Annotated in this window: 27 protein-coding genes; 6 read left to right on the top strand and 21 right to left on the bottom strand. The window is 46.5% G+C overall.

Translation table 11 applies throughout. The annotated features are described in order from the left end of the window. Nucleotides 1-194 precede the first annotated feature (194 nt). Nucleotides 195-1337 carry a dimethylarginine dimethylaminohydrolase family protein gene (locus J4N45_RS21180; RefSeq protein ID WP_252016775.1) on the bottom strand — a complete coding sequence of 381 codons (1143 nt, stop codon included), beginning with the start codon at nucleotides 1335-1337 and terminating at the stop codon, nucleotides 195-197. A gap of 175 nt (nucleotides 1338-1512) precedes the next feature. On the opposite strand from J4N45_RS21180, the gene J4N45_RS21175 reads away from it, so the two are divergent. Then, nucleotides 1513-2394, top strand: coding sequence for a LysR family transcriptional regulator (locus J4N45_RS21175; protein WP_252016773.1), 882 nt, complete (start codon nucleotides 1513-1515; stop codon nucleotides 2392-2394). 79 nt (nucleotides 2395-2473) lie between these two features. Here J4N45_RS21175 and J4N45_RS21170 read toward each other — a convergent pair whose 3' ends face one another. Both J4N45_RS21170 and J4N45_RS21165 read right to left on the bottom strand, forming a co-directional pair. Next, nucleotides 2474-3391 carry a transporter family protein gene (locus tag J4N45_RS21170; RefSeq protein ID WP_252016772.1) on the bottom strand — a complete coding sequence of 306 codons (918 nt, stop codon included), beginning with the start codon at nucleotides 3389-3391 and terminating at the stop codon, nucleotides 2474-2476. Nucleotides 3392-3558: 167 nt separating this feature from the next. Continuing rightward, nucleotides 3559-4701, bottom strand: a complete 1143-nt coding sequence (locus J4N45_RS21165; protein WP_252016770.1) for a dimethylarginine dimethylaminohydrolase family protein — start codon at nucleotides 4699-4701, stop codon at nucleotides 3559-3561. Nucleotides 4702-4823: 122 nt separating this feature from the next. Here J4N45_RS21165 and J4N45_RS21160 point away from each other — a divergent pair, with 122 nt between their 5' ends. Next, nucleotides 4824-5717 carry a LysR family transcriptional regulator gene (locus tag J4N45_RS21160; protein ID WP_252016768.1) on the top strand — a complete coding sequence of 298 codons (894 nt, stop codon included), beginning with the start codon at nucleotides 4824-4826 and terminating at the stop codon, nucleotides 5715-5717. A 95-nt stretch (nucleotides 5718-5812) separates the two neighbouring features. On the opposite strand, the gene J4N45_RS21155 is transcribed toward J4N45_RS21160, so the two are convergent. After that, a complete protein-coding gene (locus tag J4N45_RS21155) occupies nucleotides 5813-6424 on the bottom strand; it encodes a TetR/AcrR family transcriptional regulator (protein ID WP_252016766.1) in 612 nt (203 codons plus the stop codon). Nucleotides 6425-6604: 180 nt separating this feature from the next. Here J4N45_RS21155 and J4N45_RS21150 point away from each other — a divergent pair, with 180 nt between their 5' ends. Together J4N45_RS21150 and J4N45_RS21145 are read left to right on the top strand one after the other, a co-directional pair. After that, nucleotides 6605-7621, top strand: coding sequence for an MBL fold metallo-hydrolase (locus J4N45_RS21150; RefSeq protein ID WP_252016764.1), 1017 nt, complete (start codon nucleotides 6605-6607; stop codon nucleotides 7619-7621). Next, nucleotides 7618-7956, top strand: a complete 339-nt coding sequence (locus J4N45_RS21145) for a DUF5329 family protein (protein ID WP_252016761.1) — start codon at nucleotides 7618-7620, stop codon at nucleotides 7954-7956. The genes J4N45_RS21150 and J4N45_RS21145 overlap by 4 nt, the downstream gene beginning before the upstream one ends. Here the strand turns inward: J4N45_RS21145 and J4N45_RS21140 are convergent. From J4N45_RS21140 to J4N45_RS21130, 3 genes are all read right to left on the bottom strand, one after another. Further along, the gene (locus J4N45_RS21140) at nucleotides 7937-8803 is read right to left on the bottom strand and encodes a MaoC family dehydratase (RefSeq protein WP_252016759.1); all 867 of its coding nucleotides are present in this window, start codon (nucleotides 8801-8803) and stop codon (nucleotides 7937-7939) included. The genes J4N45_RS21145 and J4N45_RS21140 overlap by 20 nt on opposite strands. Nucleotides 8804-8918: 115 nt before the next feature. Beyond that, a complete protein-coding gene (gene curA, locus J4N45_RS21135; RefSeq protein WP_252016757.1) occupies nucleotides 8919-9947 on the bottom strand; it encodes an NADPH-dependent curcumin/dihydrocurcumin reductase in 1029 nt (342 codons plus the stop codon). Nucleotides 9948-10034: 87 nt separating this feature from the next. Further along, nucleotides 10035-10619, bottom strand: a complete 585-nt coding sequence (locus J4N45_RS21130; protein WP_252016755.1) for a TetR/AcrR family transcriptional regulator — start codon at nucleotides 10617-10619, stop codon at nucleotides 10035-10037. A 191-nt stretch (nucleotides 10620-10810) separates the two neighbouring features. Between J4N45_RS21130 and J4N45_RS21125 the strand changes: the two genes are divergently transcribed. Both J4N45_RS21125 and J4N45_RS21120 read left to right on the top strand, forming a co-directional pair. Beyond that, the gene (locus J4N45_RS21125; RefSeq protein WP_081935844.1) at nucleotides 10811-10939 is read left to right on the top strand and encodes a DUF3012 domain-containing protein; all 129 of its coding nucleotides are present in this window, start codon (nucleotides 10811-10813) and stop codon (nucleotides 10937-10939) included. A 217-nt stretch (nucleotides 10940-11156) separates the two neighbouring features. Continuing rightward, nucleotides 11157-12773 (top strand): methyl-accepting chemotaxis protein, encoded by a 1617-nt coding sequence (locus J4N45_RS21120; protein ID WP_252016753.1) that lies wholly within the window; start codon nucleotides 11157-11159, stop codon nucleotides 12771-12773. 85 nt (nucleotides 12774-12858) lie between these two features. Here J4N45_RS21120 and J4N45_RS21115 read toward each other — a convergent pair whose 3' ends face one another. The 14 genes from J4N45_RS21115 to urtA form a co-directional block, all read right to left on the bottom strand. Then, nucleotides 12859-13260, bottom strand: coding sequence for a DUF4345 family protein (locus J4N45_RS21115; RefSeq protein WP_252016751.1), 402 nt, complete (start codon nucleotides 13258-13260; stop codon nucleotides 12859-12861). Between the two features lie 97 nt (nucleotides 13261-13357). Continuing rightward, nucleotides 13358-13993: an urease accessory protein UreG gene (gene ureG, locus J4N45_RS21110; protein ID WP_252016749.1), complete on the bottom strand. Its 636-nt coding sequence runs from the start codon at nucleotides 13991-13993 to the stop codon at nucleotides 13358-13360. Nucleotides 13994-14054: 61 nt separating this feature from the next. After that, nucleotides 14055-14789, bottom strand: coding sequence for an urease accessory protein UreF (locus J4N45_RS21105; protein ID WP_252017274.1), 735 nt, complete (start codon nucleotides 14787-14789; stop codon nucleotides 14055-14057). A 9-nt stretch (nucleotides 14790-14798) separates the two neighbouring features. Further along, nucleotides 14799-15377 carry a HupE/UreJ family protein gene (locus J4N45_RS21100; RefSeq protein WP_419153466.1) on the bottom strand — a complete coding sequence of 193 codons (579 nt, stop codon included), beginning with the start codon at nucleotides 15375-15377 and terminating at the stop codon, nucleotides 14799-14801. A 55-nt stretch (nucleotides 15378-15432) separates the two neighbouring features. Continuing rightward, nucleotides 15433-15885, bottom strand: coding sequence for an urease accessory protein UreE (gene ureE, locus J4N45_RS21095; RefSeq protein WP_252016747.1), 453 nt, complete (start codon nucleotides 15883-15885; stop codon nucleotides 15433-15435). Between the two features lie 35 nt (nucleotides 15886-15920). Beyond that, on the bottom strand, nucleotides 15921-17624 hold the full coding sequence (ureC, locus tag J4N45_RS21090) for an urease subunit alpha (RefSeq protein ID WP_252016745.1): 1704 nt from the start codon (nucleotides 17622-17624) through the stop codon (nucleotides 15921-15923). Between the two features lie 86 nt (nucleotides 17625-17710). Next, entirely contained in the window at nucleotides 17711-18046 is a 336-nt protein-coding gene (locus J4N45_RS21085; protein ID WP_128648713.1) for an urease subunit beta, read from the bottom strand. A 44-nt stretch (nucleotides 18047-18090) separates the two neighbouring features. Beyond that, entirely contained in the window at nucleotides 18091-18393 is a 303-nt protein-coding gene (gene ureA, locus J4N45_RS21080; protein WP_042471054.1) for an urease subunit gamma, read from the bottom strand. A 33-nt stretch (nucleotides 18394-18426) separates the two neighbouring features. Continuing rightward, a complete protein-coding gene (locus J4N45_RS21075; RefSeq protein WP_252016743.1) occupies nucleotides 18427-19326 on the bottom strand; it encodes an urease accessory protein UreD in 900 nt (299 codons plus the stop codon). Then, nucleotides 19323-20018 (bottom strand): urea ABC transporter ATP-binding subunit UrtE, encoded by a 696-nt coding sequence (urtE, locus tag J4N45_RS21070; RefSeq protein ID WP_128648711.1) that lies wholly within the window; start codon nucleotides 20016-20018, stop codon nucleotides 19323-19325. The genes J4N45_RS21075 and urtE overlap by 4 nt, the downstream gene beginning before the upstream one ends. Nucleotide 20019: 1 nt before the next feature. Continuing rightward, nucleotides 20020-20871, bottom strand: a complete 852-nt coding sequence (gene urtD, locus J4N45_RS21065) for an urea ABC transporter ATP-binding protein UrtD (protein ID WP_042471044.1) — start codon at nucleotides 20869-20871, stop codon at nucleotides 20020-20022. Continuing rightward, nucleotides 20868-22055: an urea ABC transporter permease subunit UrtC gene (urtC, locus tag J4N45_RS21060; RefSeq protein ID WP_252016741.1), complete on the bottom strand. Its 1188-nt coding sequence runs from the start codon at nucleotides 22053-22055 to the stop codon at nucleotides 20868-20870. Before urtC ends, urtD begins: the two co-directional genes overlap by 4 nt. Before the next feature lie 9 nt (nucleotides 22056-22064). Further along, a complete protein-coding gene (urtB, locus tag J4N45_RS21055) occupies nucleotides 22065-23690 on the bottom strand; it encodes an urea ABC transporter permease subunit UrtB (RefSeq protein WP_252016739.1) in 1626 nt (541 codons plus the stop codon). Nucleotides 23691-23800: 110 nt separating this feature from the next. Beyond that, nucleotides 23801-25090 carry an urea ABC transporter substrate-binding protein gene (urtA, locus tag J4N45_RS21050; protein ID WP_128648709.1) on the bottom strand — a complete coding sequence of 430 codons (1290 nt, stop codon included), beginning with the start codon at nucleotides 25088-25090 and terminating at the stop codon, nucleotides 23801-23803. Nucleotides 25091-25432: the final 342 nt, after the last annotated feature.

Below are 25432 nucleotides of genomic sequence, written 5' to 3'. Positions count from 1 at the left end.
AGTCGACTATCCCTGCGACTCTTGGGATGTGCGTTTACTATAAAGATCAATGTGCGAATGAAGAAGTCAGGTACTTTCAGTTAATTCGAAAGGTTTAATATTTATTATTTATATACAGATACTTACAACAAAAAATGCCAACCCGCAGAGCAGATTGGCATTGAGAGATGGAGTAAATAGCTATGTATTAGTCATTAAACATCATCACGGTTGATTGGCTGAGTTGCACAGCGCAGCGCACCACCTAACATAGAAGCTACCTGAAATGGTTGCTCGATAACATTGTGACCGTGCTTGCGAACTTCCGCTACGATACGTGCATGGTGTGGATCCATGATAACGGTATCTGGGCTTACAGGAAGACCGTTACAACCTAACCATGCGGCTTCCTCTGGCGTTACGTCTATAAACGTATAGTGAGACAAGCTCTCTGGCAGCGCAGACTTAATCCATTCACGGCAGATAAGCGCTAAATTAGGGCTCAAAATAGACAGAGCACAGTCTAGGTGCAGCGATTTCTTATCTAGGATAAATGGTGTCACTATGTACTCGTCGCCGAACATAGACTTCACAAATTCATAGCCGTTCATGTTAGAACCTTTACCAATACCCAGATAGATGTTCTTACCATCTACAACGAAGTCACCGCCATCCAAACAAATCGCATCTTCATTTGCTTGCTCTACTCGCTTCTTGTCGCCCGCGAAAATGTCCATTGTCGCTTGTGGCGTAGAGAAGAACTTGCCTTGTCCGTTCTTCATGATGTCTTTGTAGAACGAAGTAAATGTGTATTGCTGCTTACGTTTGAAGTCCATGCGCAGTGAAGATACGACTGTAGTGTTACCGACTGTACAGAACACATCACGTGGGAAAATCTGGTCTATCCCCGTCGATAGGTATTTTGCATCTTCACCCGTTACGCGTGGCGGGCGGTGTACTGTTACGCCAAGGTCTTCAAGTGTTTGGGCTAGTCCGTCAATCTCTGCGGTTGCTTGCTCTAGTACTTCTTTACCCAATGCATCTTCCCAACGTTTACCTGCGTTTGCTTCCATCATCTTAGCGGTTTCAGGCTTTAGCCAAGGCTTCATGTTAGTGATGCTTTTCTCGTTCCATTCGATGAACAGGTCATCAGGATGAGGTGCGCGACCTACGAAGATTTCGTTCAGTTTGCCGTATTCAGAGGTGACGTGGATACGTTTAGTTGGGTCTACTTTTGGTGCACAGATATTGGTAACTGTGTTAGCAATAGCTGTTGGTGCAATCGATGCTGCTCCAGCCACTACAGCAGCGCTTCCTGCGAGTTTGAAAAAATCACGGCGGTCAATTGAGTTTGTCATTGTGCGTCTCCTGTTGAGGTAATCTGTGTTGACGAGACGCAGTATCTATCAGAACATTGAAAAGATAGAGTTAGGTATATTCAATAATATTTACACATTGTTGAACCAACAGCTGTGTGAGTGACTAAAATGAAGGGTACACCAACGCTATATTTGGCCAGTAATAGAGGTGAATATGTTTTCTATTGAACAAGTTAAAGTGTTTGTCGCATCCGCAGAGTTGGGTTCTTTCTCTGCGGCTGCTCGCAGTATGGGTAAGAGCCATAGCTCTATAAGCATGGCAATTACAAGCTTGGAGGACGGCCTTGGTGTTCAGTTATTTGACCGTTCTACCAAGATGCCCACGCTGACCGAAGATGGCGAACGTTTTTATGAGCAGTCTTTGCTATTGCTTCGACAAATTGAGCGTATGCATGCCTCGGCAAAAAGCTCGTTAAACAAAGTAGAGAAGAAGCTTCGTATTGGCCTTGGAGAAATGGTTCCGTTTGCGCTGATCGAGAGCCTTTTAGAGAAAACAGCAGAAAAATACGCTCATACTAAGCTAGGTGTCTTTAGAGGAGAGTATGCGTTGCTCATCGAAAAGTTACAACGAGGTGAGCTAGACATCGTGGTTTCCACGAATGCGGAAACGGCACCGCGTGCAGTAGACTTTTACGCCATATTAGAGATGGAGTTTGTGTGCATTTGTTCCCCTGATTCCTCTTTGGCGGATATGCCAGTTGTCGACAATGAGCGCTTGTTAGCAACCCGCCAACTGGCATGTGTAGATATGTTAAATAATCCGGTGTTGAAAGCTTATGCGTCTGTATCACCGGAAATCTGGGAGATGACCGATCAAGACGATATGATCAAATTGGTTGAGCAAGGCGTTGGTTGGGCTACCGTACCAAAGATGTTAGCAGAAGAGCGTATAGAGATAGGAACATTAAAGATTTTCAGACCTGAGTTCAGTCATACAAAGCAAACAATCCTTATTGATATGCTGGTTTCCTCTTCTCGAGAGCGAGGGCCAGTTCAACAGTTCTTGATGAAAGAGCTTCAATCTTTGGCTAAGTAGCTGTGTGAAAGTGTAAGCCCAAAATGCCTGCATCAAAGCAGGCAGTTGGTTTAGCACTAAGGTGTCAGCAAGCATCATGTTAGAACTTGTGGGCGAAGCTAATAAACGCTCTCACGCCGTGCATATGATTAGAACGCGATGGCTCTGTAAATACTCGGATGCTCAAGCTTGAATTGATAGCCTTGATTAGTGTACCAAACTCTACCCCAACCCCGGTTAGATTAGAATGATATAGTCCCAAGCGCTGACCATCATCGTTGTGACCAGCATCTTTCGTTAAATGACCCACATGGTATGCGTAACCGCCTAAGTTCATACCATTTTCAAATCGATACTGAAGAGACCCTTCGATATAGCCAACAGTACCCGGCTTCATATCTCGACCTCTACGTAAATCCTTTGTTCTGTACTCTAAGTTTGACGCAAAGTTCGCTTGCCAGCTGTCATTAATGTTCCATGTTGCTTGACCGCCAATTTGGTGAATATCGTAGGTTTTGTCTGTGTTGGTGTTCCCAGACTTTAAACCTAAGCGAAAAGTATAGTTAGCCGCTAGATGCCAGTCTTTACCAATTGTCCAATTGAGTTTGATGGGTGTCATCCAAGGGCTGCGACTGACATCCAGTAATTTTCCGTTTAGGTCTCGGCCTGAACCTCCAGGATATAAGCCACCAGATACCAGCGTGGCACCAAGGCTGTATTTACCGCCGAGCAGATCCAAATCAGTATTGTAATGTAGAGTGCCTAAAAGCACCTGCAAGCTGACGTCAGTTGGTAGATTTTGACCATTAGCGTCATTTCCTTTTATTTTGTAGTGTCCATACGTAATTGCACCAATTAAGCCTTTCCCAGCATAGACAGCGGCATTAGCTGTTGCGTTGAATCCGGGCTGGTTAGCTGTCATTTCTGGTGAAACAAAACTGCTTGCTAATGCTGAGCTTGTAACCAATAGTCCGAGAGCTGAAGTAGCGATTTGGCGAGTAATCGTTGAACGTAACATTTGTACCTGATCCTGAGAGAAATGAAGAGAGGATTGTCATTCAGCAGTCACGCATCTCGAAATCAGGTGATTTCAATTCTTCTGACAGGTCGCAGGAGCAAGTGATAATACTGATGACCATAGCAATGCCCTGCCAATGGCAGGGCTGATGATTCGTTCGCTACAAATTAACCTTTACGGTAGATTGGCTGAGTATTACAGCGTAGAGAGCCGCCAATTTTGCCTACTTCGTAGTATGGGAAGTGGTGGATTTTGATTTCAGGGCGCAGTTTCTGGATCTCTTTACGCAGACGCTCCGCTTCTGTAGCCATGACGATTTCAGTTGGGCTAATCATGATGAAGTTAGCAAGTTTCTTCGCTGCTTCATACTCGGTGATTTGAATCCAATCTTTCTTACGTAGGGACTCAGGTAGTCCTGCGATACCACCTACAATATCGCGCTCTAGAATTACTCCCCAATCGCCAAATGCGTTCATTACGCAATCAAGGTGTTGGTGAGGGAAATGCTCAGTGCTGATCTCAATTTCGTGAACATTGAACTCCGGATATGCATTACGGATCCATTGTGCACCAAGCTTGTTTGACGCGAGGCCAGAGTTACCGACATAGATGTTACCGTGATCAATCATTACATCGCCACCTTCGATTAGTGGCTCTAGGTCATGATCATGGTCGTATGTATCTAGTGGTTGAGGCATTGATTTAATGTCGGTGCCGTTGCGCATTAGTTCCATTGTTAAGTGGCGTACAGCGTGCTTGTTTCGACCGCGTTCTGGGGTCATGAATGCTGTTTCAAATAGCGTGTTACCAACCGACACCATACCATCACGGCAGTACACGTCGATGTTCATGTTAGTGTGGTTGTTATAGTCATTTTTCATATCGTCCGTTAGGTCAGCTGGACGGTGTACTAGAATACCTTTACTTTCAAGAAACTTAACAACAGTTTCCATTTGACTAGCGGCTTTGTTATACCACTCTGGATTCGCTTCAGAGAATAGCTTGCCACCGTGTTCTTTAAGCATATCTACTGTTGGTTTACCTGCGAAATCCCAGATTTCGTTGTATTCAGGCAGTCGAAAGTTGTCGATACGGCCGAACATTACTTCTTTAAGCTCGCCATCTTCTGAGAACACGTTGATTTTTTTAAGTGGCCCCTGATAAGCCGTATTATTTCCGCTAAAGTCCGTTTTAGCCGTCGCAGCATTTGCTACGCCAGATAGCGCCAAAGCGCCGGTTGATGCTACGCCTGCCACTGCTGCTGCACTGCCAGCAAGTTTGAAGAAGTTGCGACGGTCTAATGATTTCATATTTACCTCGTTAATCTATCGATTATTAAATTTGAGTAAGGGGCTTATTTGCCCCGAGATAGATAATGCTCTCAAATTAACCTAAGATTAAGTCAGGACATGTCGAAAATTTGGGAAGGTTGATGTATCACTTAGATCAGTTGATCGCTTTAGTCACTGCAGTGGAAGCGGGATCGTTTTCAGCAGCGGGTAGGAAACTTGGTAAGGGTCACAGCACAATCAGCACATCTATAAACAACTTTGAACTCACGTTGGATGTGCAGTTATTCGATCGCAGCCAAAAGTACCCAGTCTTAACACCTATCGGGGAACAGATATACGCACAAGCCAAGTTGATACTCAGGCAAAATGAACGAATGATGGCTTTTTCGGCGAGTAAGGCGAAATTTGAAGAGGAGTCTTTGGAGATAGGGTTGGATACTATTTTACCATTTGCCTATATCGAGGAAGAGCTGGAAAAACTCTCAACTGATTTTCCCCACACAGAAATTCATGTGTCACGCTCAAACGGTGATTCACTTCAGCAACAGTTGGTAGCGGGAAAGCTAGATGTCGCCATTCAAGCAAATCGAGGTGCCGTAACTGAAAGCGTCGACTTTGTGGATTTACAGCCATTGATTTTTGATTGTGTATGCTCGCCCGACTCCGAATTAGCAGATATGGCAGTAGTAGACAGCGAAACGCTAATGATGACTCGGCAAATCTGTAATCGCGATATGCTCGAAAATCCTTTAACCGGCGTTAAAGCGAAGTTTTCCAATGAGATTTGGACCGCAGAGGATATGCAAGACGTAGCAAGAATTGTGGAACAAGACCTCGGCTGGGCTTACTTACCAAGAGAAATCTCAAGTGAGAGGACTGCAATTGGAACACTTTCAACGTTTGTGACCGATTACAATCCAGACAATATACCCGCCCGCTGTGAGGTTGACTTACTCACTGCTCCTGGCAAACGAACTGGTCCGGCGCTATCCCGACTCACAGAACTATTGAGGGCGAAAGTAAAAATAAGTTAGGTGGGGGAAGTTGGCTGTAGATACGCTGGAATATTGAAAACTTACTAACGCACAAATTGACCAACGCACAAGTAGCCAGCTAATGTCGTTTTGAACTACACCAAATAACGCGCCAAAAACAAATCCGCGGTAGACTGAGCCAACTGCATCACAGCCTCTTCACTCATAACATCACTCATACCCATCAACTGCGGCCAAAAGCAGCTTCCCTTTATCAAGCTGTGAAGCTGAATGCTTGCAGTGTCTATATCATCTATCTTAAGCACACCCTCCTCGTTTTGCTGTTCAAGCCACTTATAAAGTGCGGTCTCTTGTTTGGTCATCTTGGCAGCTTGCTCTTTGAGCTCATCTGGTCGATAGAAGTAATGACCGAAGGCAACTTTAGCTAAGTCGATATAGGAAGGCTTGTTGAGGATTCGTATCTCATGCGCTAACAAATAGTGAAGCTGCTCTTCGACACTTTTCGTTTCCAAGGGCGTGAGGTCAACGTCCGCCATGGATTGGTGCCAAAGTTCAGATAGCAATAACATCACTAACTCTTCTTTCGATTCGAAGTGGTTGTACACCGTGCGTTTCGACACGCCTGCTAATGAAGCCAACTTATCCATGCTGGTATTTTGCACGCCAAACTCGTTGAATGCGTCTTTAGCGGCGCTGATGATCGCTTCTCTTTTCAACTCGCTTCTTGTTTTCTTCTTTTCAATCATAACGTTAACCGACACGGTGGAAATTTCTCTAATTATTTTACACTAAGTAGTTTACTTTTCACCACATAAAAGTAAACTACACTGGTCAGTTTACTTAAAGAAGAGATGAGCAAAAGCTCACATGACAGAAGAGTCAGCACTATGAGAAAGTCTCTACTAGCCACATTAGGAGTTCTATCAATGAGCACTACTGCACTAACAGCTTGTACAAATACTGAAAAAGATCCTGAGCGTTACCCAGACAAATACGTCAACAGCGAAATGGAGTACAAATCTAGCTTTGGTGACATGGTTGAGATCATGAAATCCTACTTCACCACAGATCGCGCTGAACCAACCCCGACGTTTGATTTGCCGGTGAACACGATCACAGCGCAACAGCTGATCGAGGAAACAGAAGACGTGGTCTATCGTATAGGACACTCTAGTGTGATTATGAAGCTCGACGGTCAAATCGTTATGGCTGACCCAGTGTTTAGTGATCGCGCGTCACCAGTGCAATGGGCAGGACCAAAACGTTTCCACCAGCCACCTATCTCACTCGAAGCGTTGCCTAAAATCGACGTGGTCGTGATAAGCCACGACCACTATGACCATCTAGACAAAGCGTCAGTGAAAGCGCTAGCAAACAAAACGTCGCACTTTATTGTGCCGCTTAAAGTGGGCAACTACCTGACTAAATGGGGCGTACCTGAAGATAAAATCACCGAGCTAGCTTGGTGGGAGTCGCATGAGGTCAATGGTATCGAGTACACGTTGACGCCAACACAGCACTTCTCTGGTCGTGGTTTAACTGACCGAGATTCAACCTTGTGGGGAAGCTGGGTAATCGACAGTAAAGAAGCCAAAGTCTTCTTTAGCGGTGACTCTGGCTACTTTGGTGGGTTTGCTGAGATCGGTGAAAAATACGGTCCATTCGACTTTACTATGATTGAGACAGGTGCGTACAACAAGTTGTGGTCACAGATTCACATGTTCCCGGAGCAAAGTGTTCAAGCGCATATTGATGTGAAAGGTAAAGTGATGATGCCAATTCACAACAGTACATTTGACCTGTCAATGCATGACTGGCATGAACCGATGAACAAAGCGTTAGAGATCAGCGAAGAGCGCGGTGTTACTATGGTCTCTCCAGAAATTGGTGAACGATTAGAGATCCTAAATCCGACACCAGTCAAACAATGGTGGAAACAGTGAAACCCTCAGCGTTAGCTCTACTACTCGTTACACTAGCCAGCACAGACGTGCTGGCTGATACCGAAAGTGATGTGCTGTATCTGATCGATCAGATGCAGACCTCCTCATGCACCTTTATCCGAAATGGTAAAGAACACACCGGGCAAGAAGCGGCAGATCACCTTCGAAGGAAGTGGGACTATGCTAAGGATGATGTCACCTCTACACAGGTGTTCATTGATGAAGTGGCGTCTAAAAGCTGGTTTACTGGCAAAGCCTATCAAGTCGTTTGCGCAGATAGCTCGTCTAGCAGTGCTGACTGGCTAACGCAACAGCTTAAAGCCAAAGCGAACTAAGCTCCCTCTCCAACAAACTCATTGCCACGCAGCTTTTGTTATCCTCGTTCACAAGCAGAAGCTGCGTTTCGTTGCTGCACACCTTCAGTGTCTGATCAACGAACACGGGGCGCTTGAAGTCAAAGCGGCATTTTTTAATCAATCCTGTATTTATCTCGTTGCTGGCAACATTCAGCAATCTCGCTGCCATGTCCATTCCGTGCACAATGGGGGCTTTAAACCCAAACAGCCTAGCCATAAGACCATTCAGGTGGATAGGATTGTAATCACCCGATACCTTAGCATACGCTTTGGTGTGCTTCTTAGATGTCTCAAGAGTCGTGCTGATATGATAAGCGCTGAGGTCTTCTACCGGCGCTGATTGACGTTTTTTCGACTTCACTCCCCTATTTGGCATCAGGTAACCAGATCGGTAGCGTGCGATGACTTGACCTTCCAGTGAGAATTCACCGACCGTTTCAAACCTCTGCCCTTTTTCTGTTTTCTCTACCATCTCCAGCGCGACGGTAAAATGGTAGTTCTGCTCGGCCTCGAGTTGCTGAAACATCTCAAATTCAACAAACGTGTGCACTAATCCAAGCGGGCGGACGGCGGTCTCTGGATGAACAAATAATTGGAGCAGTTCACCCTGCGTAGCAACAAACAAGTAGGTTAATGGGATGTGTGACGGTTCGAAACCAAAGTGCTGGCAGTAACGGTTTAATGCCCTACCATCAATAAAAAAGGAAGGATTTGTCAGTGTCACCGATGAAGCCGTTTGAATAGAACCTTTAATCTTGGGCCTTTTAAACAACGCTTTAAGCAGAAGAGAGCGGTATTGAACACTGCTAGAATCCGTTATGTGCATAGTCTTAAGTCCATCATCAAACAAAGCAAACAGTGTACTCTTTCCAGTGTGAACGGCTCAAGACAAACAAAAACAGCGCCTTAAACATAGGCGCTGTTTCTCGTGACTTCGCAGATTAATCTAGGTCATTAAGCTGAATAACCAATTTACCGAAGTTCTTACCTTCCAATAGACCGATAAACGCATCCACTGTGTTATCCATACCCTGTACCAAATGCTCTTTATACTGCATCTTACCTTGGGCTAGCCACTGACCCATTTGAGTCGCGAACTCGTCGTAACGGTGTGCATAGTCATCAAAAATGATAAAGCCTTGCATCTTAATACGCTTGATAAGTAGCGTTGCAACTAGCGCAGACATTCGGTCTGGCCCTTCTGGCAATGACGTTGCATTATATTGAGAAATCAAGCCACAAACTGGGATACGTGCGCCGGTGTTCAGTAGTGGCATCACTGCGTCAAATACCTTACCACCCACGTTTTCGAAATAGACATCAATGCCGTTATCACAAGCTTGTGCTAGTTGCTGCGCAAAATCATCTGCTTTATGGTCCAAACAAACATCAAAACCCAGTACCTCGACTGCGTGGCGACATTTCTCTTCACCACCAGCGACACCCACCACTTTGCAGCCGTTTAGCTTAGCGATCTGACCAACCGTTGCACCAACTGGACCTGTCGCCGCCGCCACAACTACTGTGTCACCTGCTTTAGGCTGACCAATATCGAGCAGTCCCATATACGCAGTGAAACCTGGCATACCCATAATGCCTAGCGCATATGATGGATGTGTTGGCGCCTTACCTAACTTAACCAAGCCCTCACCGTTAGAAATGCCGAAGTCCTGCCAACCAGTGTAAGCAAGTACCCATTCGCCCTCTTCAAACTGATCGTTTTTAGAAGCCTCAACGCGGCATACGGTAGCCCCTACCATCACCTCATTAAGAGCAACTGGTTCAGCGTAAGATTCCGCATCATTCATACGACCACGCATATAAGGATCAAGAGAAAGGTAAATGGCTTTCAGTAGCACCTCACCATCATTTGGCTGAGGAATGGCGACTTGTTCGATTCGGAAGTTGTCTTGTGTTGGTGCACCAACTGGGCGAGAGGCTAAAACAATTCTTCTGTTCTGTTGTGACATGGTGATTTCCTTTTATATTAGACCAGTCGTCTAGTGTTCGTTTTCAAAAAAAACCTGCATCGCAAAAGCAGGTTAATTTTAGTTCATTTAACGCTTTAGCAGTGATTGAGTCGCTGCTAGAGCAAATTCTAATTGCTGGGTGTTTTGGCTAAGCTTGCTGAGCAAACTGGCACCTAGCCATTGTTGGTAAACCACGTTGGCTGTCGTTGTGCTGTCTTGCTCCGTGATAGAGCCATCTTTAATACCAGCATCGATACAGCGAGCTATCGTAGCCGTAATCTGAATGGCGCCTTGATGAAGCGCATCTCTCATCGGCTCTGACAAATCAGAAACCTCAGCACCGAGCTTAACCACAAGACACTTGTGTGCGTTGCATCGACCCGCGTCAACCTCTAACCAACGACGAAAATACCCCATCAAGCGCTCATAGCCTGTTCCTTCAGCTTCATTAAGCAAGGTGTCTAGCCGCGCCAAATAGCCTTCGAAATAACTCGCTATCAGCACCTCACCAAAGTGTTCTTTAGATTTAAAGTAATGATAGAAAGAGCCTTTCGGCACTTCTGCAGTTTTCAATAGCTCCGAGAGCCCAACCGCAGTAAAGCCCTTCGATAAAATAAGTTCGTACCCAACATCGAGAATATGCTGCCGAGTTTCATTGGTTTTCGTATTCATGCACCCATGATGACATAGAATTAGACCAGTCGTCTAGTGATTCTATGCTGCACATTCTTGTTTAGTTAAGTACGCGCTTCCCTCGCATAACCGCTGACGCTATACTGGTAACAATTAGTAACAACGGATATATAACACAGGAAGTAGTAATGAACTCGACGCTAAAAACATTAGCACTAGCCGCCCTAGCAATGTTGGCACTAAGTGCATGTACCGAAGTTGGTAGTGAAGCTTGGTGCCAAGACATGCAAGAAAAGCCAAAAGGCGATTGGACGGCTAACGAAGCAAGCGATTACGCAAAGCACTGTATCTTCAAATAATTTTATCAAAGGGTGGGCTCTTACTGCGCGTGATCACCCTTTAATACATTACAAAATGTTACACATCTCGCGCCATTTAACAAAACAAACCAACCTACTGCACATTTTCGATAATTAGCCACTAATATCCACAATTTTTACATACCTATCTCTATACAGCTTTTGTCTATCCGTTAGCATATAAACAATCATAAAAACAAAGTGATAGAGGCTAGGCATGAAGCTCAACAACATAAGCATTAAGGCAAAAATCCAGATCATCGTTGTATTATCTGCGGTGTTAATGCTATCGATGGGAATATTCAATGTGTTCCTGCAACAGCAACAGCAACTCGCAGAGCGAGAGGGGAAACTCCGTGCTCAAGTTGAGGCCGCGGTTTCTCTGGTTAACTATTATCGCATCCAACCTTCCCTATCTTCACAACAAGCAGAGCAAGCAGCGCGACAAGCGCTTAGCTCCCTTCGTTACGACAAAAGCAATTACTTCTGGGTGACCGATAGCAAGAACACCTTAGTCCTGCATCCACTTCGACCACAAGCGATCGGTAACAACATGAGCGATATTGCCGACGGCGCAGGAAATTACCATTGGCGTGAAATGTCGCGCATCGCAAAATCAGATGGCGCAGGCTTCTTAGATTACACCTGGCTCTCTCCAGAGGGAGAATTAAAAGACAAAATCTCTTATGTTGCTTATGTTCCTCAATGGGATTGGATCATCGGCTCAGGGTTATTTGTCTCCGATATTAAAGAGGATTTTATCGCTCAAGTGACGAAGCAGATCGCTTTCACTGTAGGCTGTGTGGCGATCCTGTTTATGACAAGCTTTGTGGTTGGAAATAACATCGTTAAACCAATTGAGCAGCTAGTCGAGAACCTAAAGCGCATGGCAAATGGCGACCTTACCAATCAACTAACGAAAAAGCGTAAAGACGAAATTGGCCAACTGAGTAATGGCTTGGGTCAAATGCAATCAACGATACGTGACACCATCACGGCTGCGACCATTACCGCTGATACAGCGAGTCGACTCTCTGAAAGCATCGCATCGACAAGTGAAGAGACAGCACAAAGCCTTGATTCCCAAAACTCGCAGCTGGAACAGCTTGCGACAGCGATGAACGAGATGTCTGCGACCATCAACGACGTAGCAACCAATGCTGAGCAGAGCGCAGAGCGCACTAGCGGCGCCGCAGAGCATGCCAAAACGAGTAGTGTCAGCATGGACTCAACACTCGAAGAAGTCTCTGCTATCTCCATTTCAATCGACGAGACGACTCACCTCATGGCGGCATTAAAACTCGGTGTCGACAATATCGGTAAGGTCGTTGAGGTTATTCAAGAGGTTTCAGAGCAGACGAATCTATTGGCACTAAACGCTGCCATCGAAGCCGCACGTGCTGGCGAACAAGGTCGTGGCTTTGCCGTAGTGGCGGATGAAGTACGCAACCTCGCAAGCCGAACGCAGCAATCAACCAATGAAGTGCAAACCACAATCAACGAGTTGCTGTCTAAGACGGGTGAAGTACTCGATGTCATGGAGCAGAACAATACCAGCATTGCCGCCAGTGTTTCAGGAGCACAAGAGACAAAAGTGACTCTAGAGTCGATGCTTGGTGACCTAAGTGGTGCGAATGATATGGTCGCTCAGATTGCAGCGGCAGCAGAGCAACAAAGCATGGTATCCAATGAGATGAGTGAGAACGTTACTACTATTCATTTATCCGCTCGCGAGATTAACGAGGCAAGTAATCAATTAGCCTCAAAGACTCAGGAGATGGCCGTTGCGGCTGAAGAGTTAAAGCAGCAACTCACCTACTTTAAACTCGCTTGATATCGATACAAAACTTACAAATACCAGAATGAAAAACGCCCCTCTGAAGAGTCTATCCAGAGGGGCGTTTTGTATTTGCTATCTACTATTTGAAATAAAATCGCCGTTTGGGCAGTTTCCAGAGAATGAACAATCCCCAAACAGTGAAGAAGACTTCCGTTGCCAGATAGATTTGCATCGTATCGTTAGGTTGGGATTCCACAACGATACCCATCAATCTCGTTACTGCCATTAAGCCTGCAAGCAGAGTGGCGGCAATAACCGACAATTTCAATGTCTCGTTTCTAAGTACCAGTAGCGCCAATATGATGCCTATCGCCATCATCATGCCACCATAGGTCGCTCGTATATCAATTGCTGCCGAGTAAGAAAACAATGCACTGTCTGTTACTCGTTCGAACAGCATATTTGGGGACAGAGAAAACAACAGCCCGTAACCAAAAAAGACCAGTGTTGTTATCCATACCATCAGCTTTGCTTGAAACATACACGTTCCGCCTATCTCGTCTTTAGCAAAAGTGTAAGTCACAACCGTCACTTATGTGTAACTTTGAGTCTGTAAATCCAAGCGAAGTCTTAAAATCTTAACTATGAAACTCAAGCATACCTTCAGTCAAAATGAAATCGATGATGGTGTCCAATCCTTTACTCTCTTTTAAGTTGGTAAAGACATACGGCTTGGTTGGGCGCATACGTTGTGTGTCTTGCTCCATCACCTCTAGTGATGCACCAACATAAGGGGCGAGGTCGATCTTGTTGATGACAAGCAGATCAGAACGCGTAATGCCCGGACCACCTTTACGTGGGATCTTCTCCCCTTCCGCTACGTCAATAACATAGATAGTTAAGTCAGCAAGCTCAGGGCTGAACGTCGCACTTAGGTTATCGCCACCACTCTCAACAAAAACCACATCGAGATTTTTATGAAGTTTAGCGAGCTCTTCTACCGCTGCTAGGTTCATGGAAGCGTCTTCGCGAATCGCGGTATGAGGACAGCCTCCTGTTTCTACACCGATGATACGATCTGGTTCAAGAGCCTCTGCTCGAGTTAGGATCTTCGCATCTTCCTGCGTATAGATATCATTGGTCACAACAGCAATATGGAGTTTATCCCTGATCGCTTTACACAAGACCTCAAGCAATGCCGTTTTGCCTGAGCCTACTGGGCCACCGATTCCGATTCGTAGTGGCTGTTTATAGCTGTCTGTTGTACTTGTCATGATGTTATCTCTTCCTTTTTCGTCACTCGTTTGTTGTCAAGGCAGTTTGTGCCGCTAACCACTATGAGCGAAATAATCTTGTATATTGTGTCTCATGAAGACTGCTGGCTATGGATACCGAAGGTGTAAAACTGCCAATCATCCAGTCTTCCGTCTGCTGTTCGATTTCGAGCGCTTTAGCAAACTGATCAGATAGATTGATAAGTGCAAGCTGACCGTCGGTTTGACCTAAAGGAACCAGCTTTACGCCTGCCATGACTAAGTTCTCAGCCCAGCTCCACAAGTAGCCTTTCTTAAGCTCGTTCAAATCAATCTTCCAATACACCGCAGCAACACATAAGCCGAGCAGCTGGTTTGGCTGATAATCATCGAGCGCGACGCCGTCAATCGCTATTTCTAATCTGCCAAGCAAAGTATTGAGTGCTAGCCCTCGTTGCTTCTCTTCAGCTCGCAACTCTTTCGTCTCACGACTGCTCACCAATCTGTCTGACAGGTCTGAAATCGCGTTAGTATCTAAAGCTTGAATCGCCTGATAAAGCCTGTCGATGATTGGCAGTTCAAGGGTTGCAACGCTGCTAAACAGCATATTTGCCAACCACTCTTCCATCGAAGCGCGGTTTTTCACCCAGCCCGCCTCCACCGCCCACTCAAGACCTTGCGAGTAAGTAAACCCGCCGATGGGAAGTGATGGGCTGATCAACTGGAACAATCGATAGCTAGACACATCGTTGTTGATTTTAGGCTCTGACGTCGACGCAATATCGCTGTCGCTCCCCAGAGCCTGATTGGCATTCATTGCCATAAATTAGGCTGCCATCAAGAACAGTGAGCTTGCCGCAGCAACGCCAACCGACATCCAACGTGATGCAACGCGACTACCAATTTGAGTGCCCAGTGTCATCAGTGCTGTCGCGCCCAAAGCCATTCCCAGTGAGAACTGACCAAGTGTGCCTTCAGCTTCAACACCATGTGCATAGCCGTGGAAAAACATCATGCCAATACACAGACCAACCGCTAGCTTAACCATCTTTTGCGATGCACTGAACGCATGCCAAATCGCCGCACTGACCACAAAAAGAGACGCCACGATCGCTGTCTCCACTCCGGTCGCGAGACCAAAGGTGCTACCAATTAATAGTCCCACCATAAGCATCGCTAGCGCGCCGGCGACTAGACCAATTTTTTGAGCTTTGGTCGCGCTTAGACAACCAACAAGAAGACCAAAAGCAAGTAGCATAATCAGATGATCGATGCCCGTCACTGGGTGCGTAAGACCACTTGAGAATGCCGTTGATTCATGACCAGGATGTGCTAATGCAAAAGTCGGAGCCAATAAAAGAGAGCTGAACGTTGTTAATTTGAGGAATGGTGTTTTCATTGAAATTTCCTTTTCATTATATTTTTAGTAGTAAATCGTTGTGGTTCGGTTTGTATTCGGATTAATGATGGTGGTGATGTCCACCACTTTTGCCACCGTAGGCGCCACCTTCTGGCTCAAACGGCGCGAGCTCTGAAGTCACTTCTGCGCCAAGTCCTTCCACCATTTCATCTAATACATGATCGTGTTGATATCGAACCCAGCCAAACTCCACTTGTAGTGGCACGTGACGGTTGCCGAGGTGATAGGCAACGCGAGTAAGCAGATGTAGGTCACTGCAATACACTGACGAGACTTGCTCAGGCGCAGCTTTTACTTCAATCACGAGCCCACACTTACTCTTAAGCTGTTGTCCACCGCGAAGAATATGGCCTCTTGGCAAAAACAAACCTGCATCACGTCCATCATCAAGAATGACCTTTAGACGGCTCTTAATACGGCTGTCGATAGGCAGACTTAAAAATGCGTGAGGTTGTGGTGTTAACTCTTTGGTAATTTCTATTAATTCAATCACTGTGCTGTCCTCAAAAAACTCTCAATACCCATCGGTTAAAATAAGAAATAACGCTGCGCCATTGGTAATACCTCGGCAGGCTCACAAACAAGCAACTCTCCGTCGGCACGCACTTGATATGTCTGGGAATCCACTTCGATATTCGGCTGCCAATCATTCAGCTTCATGTCCGCTTTACTGATCGTTCGGCACTGTTTAGCGACACCAATTAAGCTGCCCAGTCCAAGCTGAGCGGCAATGTCAGCATCAGCCGCCGCTTGTGAGACAAACAGCATTGAGGTGTTTTGTGATGCTTTACCGTAGCTACCAAACATAGAGCGGTAGTGAACAGGCTGCGGAGTCGGAATCGATGCATTAGGATCACCCATCGGTGCCATTGCAATCATGCCACCTTTAAGCACAACGCTCGGTTTTACTCCAAAGAAGGCTGGCTTCCACAGGACCAAGTCAGCAAGTTTGCCAACCTCAATGGAGCCGATTTCATGCGCCATACCATGTGTAATAGCTGGGTTGATGGTGTACTTGGCAACATATCGCTTCAAACGGAAGTTATCACTGTAACTAGAGTCTTCTTTAAGGCTGCCACGCTGTACTTTCATCTTGTGGGCGGTTTGCCAAGTTCGAGTGATCACTTCACCCACACGTCCCATGGCCTGTGAATCAGAAGCAATCATAGAAAATGCGCCTAGGTCATGCAGAATATCTTCTGCTGCAATGGTTTCGCGGCGAATGCGAGACTCTGCGAATGCCACATCTTCTGCAATAGAAGGCGACAAGTGGTGACACACCATCAACATATCTAGGTGCTCATCCACGGTATTGACCGTATATGGTCGCGTTGGGTTGGTTGAAGACGGCAGTACGTTTGATTCGCCAGCGGCTTTAATGATATCTGGCGCGTGACCACCGCCAGCTCCTTCAGTGTGATACGTATGAATAACGCGATCGCCAATAGCGCCAAGCGTAGACTCTACAAAACCTGACTCATTCAGAGTATCGGTATGAATGGCAACCTGAACATCCATTTCATCGGCAACGGTCAAACACGTATCGATGGATGCTGGTGTCGTACCCCAGTCTTCGTGAAGCTTCAAGCCAACCGCTCCGGCAGCGATTTGTTCACGCAGTGCTTCTGGTTGACTGGCATTACCTTTACCAAGCAAGCCAAAGTTCATTGGAAATTGGTCTAGCGACTCAAGCATGCGATGCATGTTCCACGGACCAGGAGTACAGGTCGTTGCATTGGTGCCAGTATTAGGACCGGTACCGCCGCCAATCATAGTGGTTACACCAGAAGCTAAGGCTTCTTCAATCTGTTGCGGACAGATGAAGTGGATGTGAGAGTCAATTCCACCCGCCGTCAATATTGAACCTTCTCCGGCTAATACTTCGGTACCGGGACCAACGATGATATCAACACCTGGCTGTATATCTGGGTTGCCCGCTTTGCCGAGCGCTTGAATGCGCCCATTTTTCACCGCGACATCCGCTTTAATGATGCCCCAGTAATCCAACACCAATGCGTTGGTAATGACGAGGTCAGGCGTTTCAGAGCTTGGACGCTGGCTTTGGCCCATACCGTCGCGAATTACTTTACCACCACCAAATTTAACTTCGTCACCGTATACAGTGAGGTCTTGTTCTACCTCTAGCCAAAGCTCTGTATCCGCTAAGCGAACTCGGTCCCCGACTGTGGGACCAAACATCTCGGCGTATGCCTGTCTGGATATCTTCGCCATTATTCTTCCTTGTTGTTTTGTTTGGCGTACTGATGATTAGCCCAAATAGTTTTCTTATTTTGAAGTACTACTTGGGCTACCGCGCGCTAAAGCGCGCCCATTACTTTGCCTTGAAAACCATAAACTTCGCGCTTGCCTGCAAACGAAACCAACTCAACAGTTCGCGACTGCCCTGGTTCAAAACGCGTTGCTGTGCCAGCGGGAATGTTTAGGCGAAAACCTTTAGTCAGGTCTCGGTCGAAGCTTAGTGCTTCATTGACCTCGAAGAAGTGGTAATGAGAGCCAATTTGCACCGGTCTATCGCCTAGATTCTCGACCTTTACCGTAACCGTCTCTCGGCCCACGTTAAGTTCGATATCACCTTTGGCGGTCTCGACCTGCCCTGGGACAAAGCCCGTGTAGTGTTTAGATGAACCTGCCATGTCACCTCCTAAATTTAGTTAAGCGAGTTTGTTAAACCGATGAGTTAAACAATGGGTTCATGGACGGTCACCAATTTGGTGCCATCTGGAAATGTCGCTTCAACTTGAACGTCGGGGATCATAGACGGAACGCCTTCCATCACATCTTCGGTGGTAAGTAGTGTGCGCCCAAAATCCATCAGTTCGGAAACTGTTTTCCCTTCTCTAGCGCCTTCTAAAATGGCACTAGAGATAAGAGCGACGGATTCTGGATAATTGAGCTTCAAGCCTTTGTCTTTGCGCTGCTGGGCTAACATACCAGCGCAAAAGATGAGAAGTTTGTCCTTCTCTCTTGGGGTCAATTCCATTGATAAGCCTTATCGTCGATTCTAATTGTTGGTTTAGGTCGCCCAGATCCTCGGTGGATATGGACATTCGCCAGTCCAATGCTCTCTCGCAACCTGCCAAACTTGTTGGAAGCAATCCAATATCACCTCACTCCAGTTCCCAAGCGCACGAATTACAAGCAAATTTTCCAACTGACTCGCAGCAATAAGTACTGCACCTTTTTTGTTTTCTTGCTGCATGGTAGTGAGCAAGCTCTGTACCAACTGGTAAAAATCTTCATCATCAATTGAAATGTAAAGCGTCCCCATCATTTGATAGCCAAGAAGACCTTTATCTTTCAATAGCTTATCTTCACCCCTAACATTCAAACCTTCTGTAAGTAAACGTTGCCCATCAAGGTAAACCTCTGTTTTACCTACTAAATGTCCTGAGCTAAATCCCTCATTTAGTGCAGGGCGACCAAAACAGTGCATCTCCCATCCCAAAAACTGTGCATCCTTTTCGAGGTGCACTTGTGTATCCATTCGCACGTGCGCATCGGGAAAAAAGATGTTCTCTTGAGGTAGCCACTCAAGGCGTGCTCCTTTTTCTACCGATAAAATCTGGCTCTGCTTAGCATACTTATTTTCAGAGCGGTAAAACTTGGTGGCACCTGGTGTGGTAATCAACACATTAGCGCCCCGTTCTGCCTTCGCTTTAATTTGCAACGTATCACCGCCTACCACACCACCCGGAGGGTGAAGCAGGTAAGTGTGACAGGGATTACCCTCGGGGTAGAGAGGACGCTGTATCGCGAGTGGTCCTTGCTGCGAACGGTGCTTTAGGACAGTTTTATCACCTCGATTAACAAAACCCAGACTGAGTCTGGCTTTCCAGCCAAACTCAGTCTGTGCGTCAATGATTTGACCAAGACCCGCCTTCGGGTCTTGGGGTACTTCAAGGAGCGTGGTCATACTGTCAAATACTCCTTAATCAAGCCGTCATTTAGAGCTGCCATCTCACCCTCAGCCACTTGGCGACCTCGGTCAAGAATGCAAAACTGATCACCGACTTTTCTTGCAAACGGCAGTTTCTGCTCGACCAATAACACCGTCAGACCCAGTTTCTCATTGAGCATGCGGATGATATCGCCAATCTCTTGAACGATATTGGGTTGGATACCCTCTGTCGGCTCATCGAGGATCAGTAGTTTTGGATTCACCACTAATGCACGACCAATCGCGAGTTGCTGCTGTTGACCACCCGACAAATCGCCCCCTCGACGATGAAGCATCTCCTTTAGCACAGGGAAGAGATCGAAAATAAACTCAGGGATCTTGCGATCGCCTTTGTCTCGAATCGGTAGCCCTACTTCAAGGTTTTCTTGAACCGTGAGCATCGGAAAGATCTGTCGGCCTTGAGGCACATAACCAATACCCATTCTAGGGCGTGACTCTGCGTCGTGTTTTAGTAGCGACTCTCCATTGAGCTGAATATCGCCGCTCTTAACCTTGACCAAGCCCATAATGCACTGCAGCAGCGTCGTTTTTCCTACGCCATTACGTCCCATAAGCACGGTACATTTACCCTCGGGAATCGACATATCAAGATCCCACAAGGTGTGGCTTTCACCATAAAACTGATTGAGTGATTGAATCTGTAGCATGCTATTCCCCTAGATAAACCTGCTTGACTTCAGGATGAGACTGAACCTGATCCATGGTGCCCTCTGCGAGCACATGACCTTGATGAAGTACAGTGACGTGGCTTGCGATAGAGCGGACAAAGTCCATATCATGCTCAACCACGACGACCGAGTGTTTACCCGCAAGCGAGTTAAGCAGCTCTGACGTTCTGTCCATCTCTTGATGGGTCATACCTGCAACAGGTTCATCGACGAGCAGTAACTTAGGGTTTTGCATCAGCAACATGCCGATTTCCAACCACTGCTTTTGGCCGTGAGAAAGGTTACCCGCGGTTAGCGCAGCGTTATCTTTCAAATGAATCAACTCAAGCACTGACTCAAGCTTATCTTGTTGCTCACCTGATAATGTAGCGGTGTAGGTTCCCCACACTCCACGCACACCTGACATCGCTAACTCTAAGTTTTGCCAAACGGTCAGGCACTCAATCACGGTTGGTTTCTGAAATTTACGTCCAATACCTGCGTTGGCAATCTCCGACTCATTCATCTTGAGAAGGTTAATGTTGGAGCCAAGCCAAACTTGTCCGGTATCTGGCTTCGTTTTACCCGTGATGATGTCCATCATGGTGGTTTTGCCCGCCCCATTTGGTCCAATGATGCAGCGTAACTCCCCTTCCTTGATATACAGGTTGAGATCATTGATCGCTTTAAAGCCGTCAAAGCTTTTATTCACACCTTCCACATAGAGCAGAATGTTATGACGTGTATCGACAAGGGGATGCTGATCTGGTTTGAGGAATGAGAACACCTCATCACGCTTGGTGATCTCTTGCACCGAGCTTTTTAGCTGCTGAGCTCTATTTAACGTCGTCATGCGGTTGCCTCCTTGTCAGACTCCTGCGTGGGCTTTGAGCGTTTCTTGAGTAACTCGATTTTTTCGGAAACAAACCCAATCAAGCCTTTCGGGAAGTACATAGTAGACAGTACAAACAAACCGCCCAGCGCAAACAGCCATACCTCAGGGAACTCAACCGTAAACCAGCTCTTGGCATAGTTAATGACCAAGGCACCGACAATGGCGCCAAACAAGGTGGCTCGTCCGCCTAGTGCAACCCAAACCACGATCTCAATAGAGTTCAGCGGTGCAAATTCTCCAGGGTTAATAATGCCGACCTGCGGGACATACAACGCACCAGCAATACCAGCGATCACGGCGGACAGTACAAATATCCATAGCTTGATACCATCAACGTCATAGCCCATGAAGCGTGTTCTCGACTCCGTATCACGAATCGCCATAGATACGCGCCCAAGTCGGCTACTGATAACCGTTCTACAAACGATGTAGCTGATGACAAGAGCAATCCCAGTCACCATAAACAGCGCGATTTTGGTCGAATCTTGTTGCAGGCTATAGCCGAGAATGTCTTTAAAGTCGGTAAGGCCATTGTTACCGCCAAAACCCATTTCATTGCGGAAGAAAGCCAGCATTAAGGCGTAAGTTAATGCCTGGGTCATTATTGACAGATACACCCCTGACACTCTCGAACGGAATGCCAAATAACCAAATACATAAGCAAGTGCGCCCGGTACCAGAACGACCATCAGGCAAGCAAACCAAAACTGATCAAAACCATGCCAGAACCAAGGAAGCTCTTGCCAATTTAGGAACACCATAAAGTCCGGCAATATTGGGTTGCCATAAACGCCTCTATCACCAATTTGACGCATCAGGTACATACCCATGGCGTAGCCACCAAGCGCAAAGAAAGCGCCATGCCCTAAACTCAGGATCCCTAGGTAACCCCATACCAAATCCACCGCCAGAGCGAGCATCGCATAGCTTAGATACTTACCCATCAGCGAGATAGTAAACGTCTCAACGTGAAGTGGGTGGCCTGCTGGCAATAGTGTGTTCGCTAGCGGTATCAAGACAACAGCAGCTAAGATAGCCAAAATCGTAAGCTGTCCGCCCTTATCTCCACGCATAGCCGATAGAACAAACGACTTAGACTGTGTGCCCGCCGGATGTCCAGAAGATTGAATTGTTGATTGCATACGTTTTCCTTAACCTTCTGCCGCACGGCCACGTTGTGGGAAGAGTCCACGAGGGCGTTTTTGAATAAACAAAATGATGAACACCAATACCAAGATCTTGGCAAGAACGGCACCCGCCCATGGCTCGAGGATCTTGTTAAATAGTCCCAAGCTCAGCCCAGCAACCAAGGTTCCCCATAGGTTTCCTACTCCACCAAATACGACAACCATAAAGGAGTCGATAATGTAGGCTTGTCCCATGTTAGGCCCCACGTTGGTTAGCTGTGATAGCGCCACACCAGCAACACCCGCTACGCCCGAACCTAGCCCAAACGTCATCGCATCAACACGCTCAGAACGAATACCCATGGCTCTCGCCATCGCCCTGTTTTGAGAGACGGCGCGAACTTGAAGACCGAGAGGGGTTTTCTTTAACACCATCACCAAGCCAACAAACACCATTATGCAGAACAGAATGATGTATAAACGGTTATAGGTGAGCGACAACATTGGGTTGATGTTCAATGCACCAGACATCCAGTCTGGCGTGCTGACTGAGCGGTTAAGAGGAGAGAAAATAGAGCGAACCGCTTGTTGTAAAATAAGACTGATACCAAAGGTCGCCAGTAGGGTTTCCAGAGGACGACCGTAAAGGTGACGTATCACGCTGCGTTCAATCGCGATGCCTACCAAACCAGAGACAATAAACGCCATCGGAATGGATAAGATAAGTGCCATACCGATATTGTTTGGCATGAGCTGTTGCATCACATAAGTGGTGTAAGCACCAATCATGATAAGCTCACCGTGAGCCATGTTGATAACGCCCATAACACCAAAGGTAATCGCAAGACCAATACCCGCCAGCACTAATACTGAGCCTAAGCTCAAACCAAAAAAGACGGTTTCTACACCCGAGTAAAATTTCTGACTCTGCTGATAACTATCAAGCGCTCGCTCAGCCGCGGCTACAACTAACTCGTCTTTATCTTTGCTGATAATTTGGTTTAGGGTCTGCAAAACGACAGACTGCTTGTAGCCGGACAAGGTTTCAATCGCAGCAACCTTATCTGAACTCGTGTCACCTGTCAGTGATTGGTCTATCGCCAATGCTAAGTTAAGGATATTAAGAACATCCTCGTCTTGCTCAACCGTTTTTCGCTGCTGAAGTCTTTCCATGACCGTATCGTCAGTGGTTCCCAAGAAAGCTGTGACAGCGCTCAAACGAATGGATGCTTCAGGGTTCGATAACCCAAGCGACGCGATTTCTAGGCGAATCTTACCGCGTAATCTGTTGTTTACTCGCACCTTGCTAAATTGGCGTGAGGACTCAACGGCCATCGTAGTATCGTCCCAAGCGCTTTTCGCATCGGGTGATTTTTTGATGTTGTCTGAAATGTACAAAGCCTGATACTGTTCGCTCTTCTTGTCTTTGACATAGTAGAGATCGCCTTCAAGCCATGCGGTTAATACTGATTTGGCAACAAGCTCGGACTCGTTTTCAACGATCCAAGCCATTGCCTCTTCTTTTTGAGGGTTGTTTTTTCCGATGAGTGCTTGGCCAAATGTGCCTCGGTCACTAACGCTAGCCAACGCGAAGTGAGTACTCAAAACAAAGAACACCACGACTTTCAATATGTGAATTATGGTTTTCATGAAATGCGTCCTTTCGGCTGCCTTAAGTCTGACGTCAACTTAGGCAGAAATAAAAAGGCGCCTCTGCCCTTGTTTAGATGGAAATGGGAGAGGCACCAAATAGTGAGAGATTATTGTGCGCTACCTGAACACTTACCTGTTTCAACGTTAAATGCACCACATGAGAATGGCTTAGACCAGCTTGAGTACAGCTTCGATGACTCAGGAAGGTAGTTAGACCAAGCATCACCAGCCACGAGACCGGTTGTTTCCCAAACCACATCAAACTGACCGTCATCTTGGATTTCACCGATAAGTACTGGTTTAGTGATATGGTGGTTTGGCAGCATCGTAGAGTAGCCACCAGAAAGGTTCGGCACAGAAACACCAATCAACGCATCTTGAACTTCTTCGGCGTCCGTAGTGCCAGCATTGGTAACAGCCTGTGTCCACATGTTAAAGCCAATGTAGTGTGCTTCCATTGGGTCGTTTGTTACGCGTTTTTCACTCGCAATAAACTTCTGCCAAGTTTCAACAAACTCTTCGTTCGCTTCAGTATCAACACTCATGAAGTAGTTCCATGCCGCTAGATGACCAACCAACGCGGACGTATCCATACCCGATAGCTCTTCTTCACCAACGGAGAATGCCACAACAGGGATGTCTTCAGATGAGACGCCTTGTGCGCCTAGCTCTTTGTAAAATGGAACGTTTGCGTCACCATTGATGGTCGATACAACCGCTGTTTTCTTGCCTTCTGAACCAAACTTCTTGATATCAGAAACAATAGACTGCCAGTCAGAGTGTCCAAACGGCGTGTAGCTAATCATGATGTCTGACTCGCTCACCCCTTTCGACTTCAGGTAAGACTCTAGGATCTTGTTGGTCGTACGCGGATAAACATAATCCGTACCAGCTAGTACCCAACGCTCAACTTCCAACTCATTCATTAGGTAGTCAACAGCTGGAACCGCCTGCTGGTTTGGCGCAGCACCTGTGTAAAAGACGTTTTTCGAAGACTCTTCACCTTCATACTGGACAGGGTAGAAAAGGATGCTGTTTAGCTCTTCAAATACTGGAAGCATCGATTTACGAGATACAGACGTCCAACCACCAAATACCACGTCCACCTTCTCTTTTTCGATCAGTTCACGCGCTTTCTCAGCAAACAGAGGCCAGTTAGAGGCAGGGTCTACAACCACAGCTTCAAGCTTTTTGCCTAATAGACCGCCTTTCTTATTTTGCTCTTCAACCAACATCAAAATCGTGTCTTTCAGTGTTGTTTCACTGATCGCCATCGTGCCTGACAGTGAATGTAGTACGCCGACCTTGATCGTCTCTTCTTCCGCCATCGCAAAACCTGATGCAAAAGCAAGTGACGCGCCCATAGCTGCAAGCTTGAGTTTGAACGTCATGTTCATGTTGGATATCTCCTTATTGTGAATAGTTATTCAACACTATTATTTCAAGAAGAATGCCAATTTAGAAAGCACGCCCGCATTACATTTAAATCAATGATATTTATAAGGTTTTAATTTTATGCGCACCATTAAAATGCCCTAAGTTCAATTTGGTGCGCTGCATCTTGGTGCAAAGGGTGTGCTGTTTTCACTAATTTGGAGAGGTGTCTCGCATAAGCACCGTTTTGAAGCATGCGTCTTTTGAAAATCATAAGGTTAAGCTCGAGATCTCAAGACATAACGCCCAGACCACTCTGCGACACACATCACGGTTAACGTGAAAGTAATTCGTTGCATATGCCA

It is taken from the genome of Vibrio sp. SCSIO 43140 (assembly GCF_023716585.1).
GTDB lineage: Bacteria > Pseudomonadota > Gammaproteobacteria > Enterobacterales > Vibrionaceae > Vibrio > Vibrio maritimus_B.
This window is presented reverse-complemented; position numbering and strand designations above follow the sequence as displayed.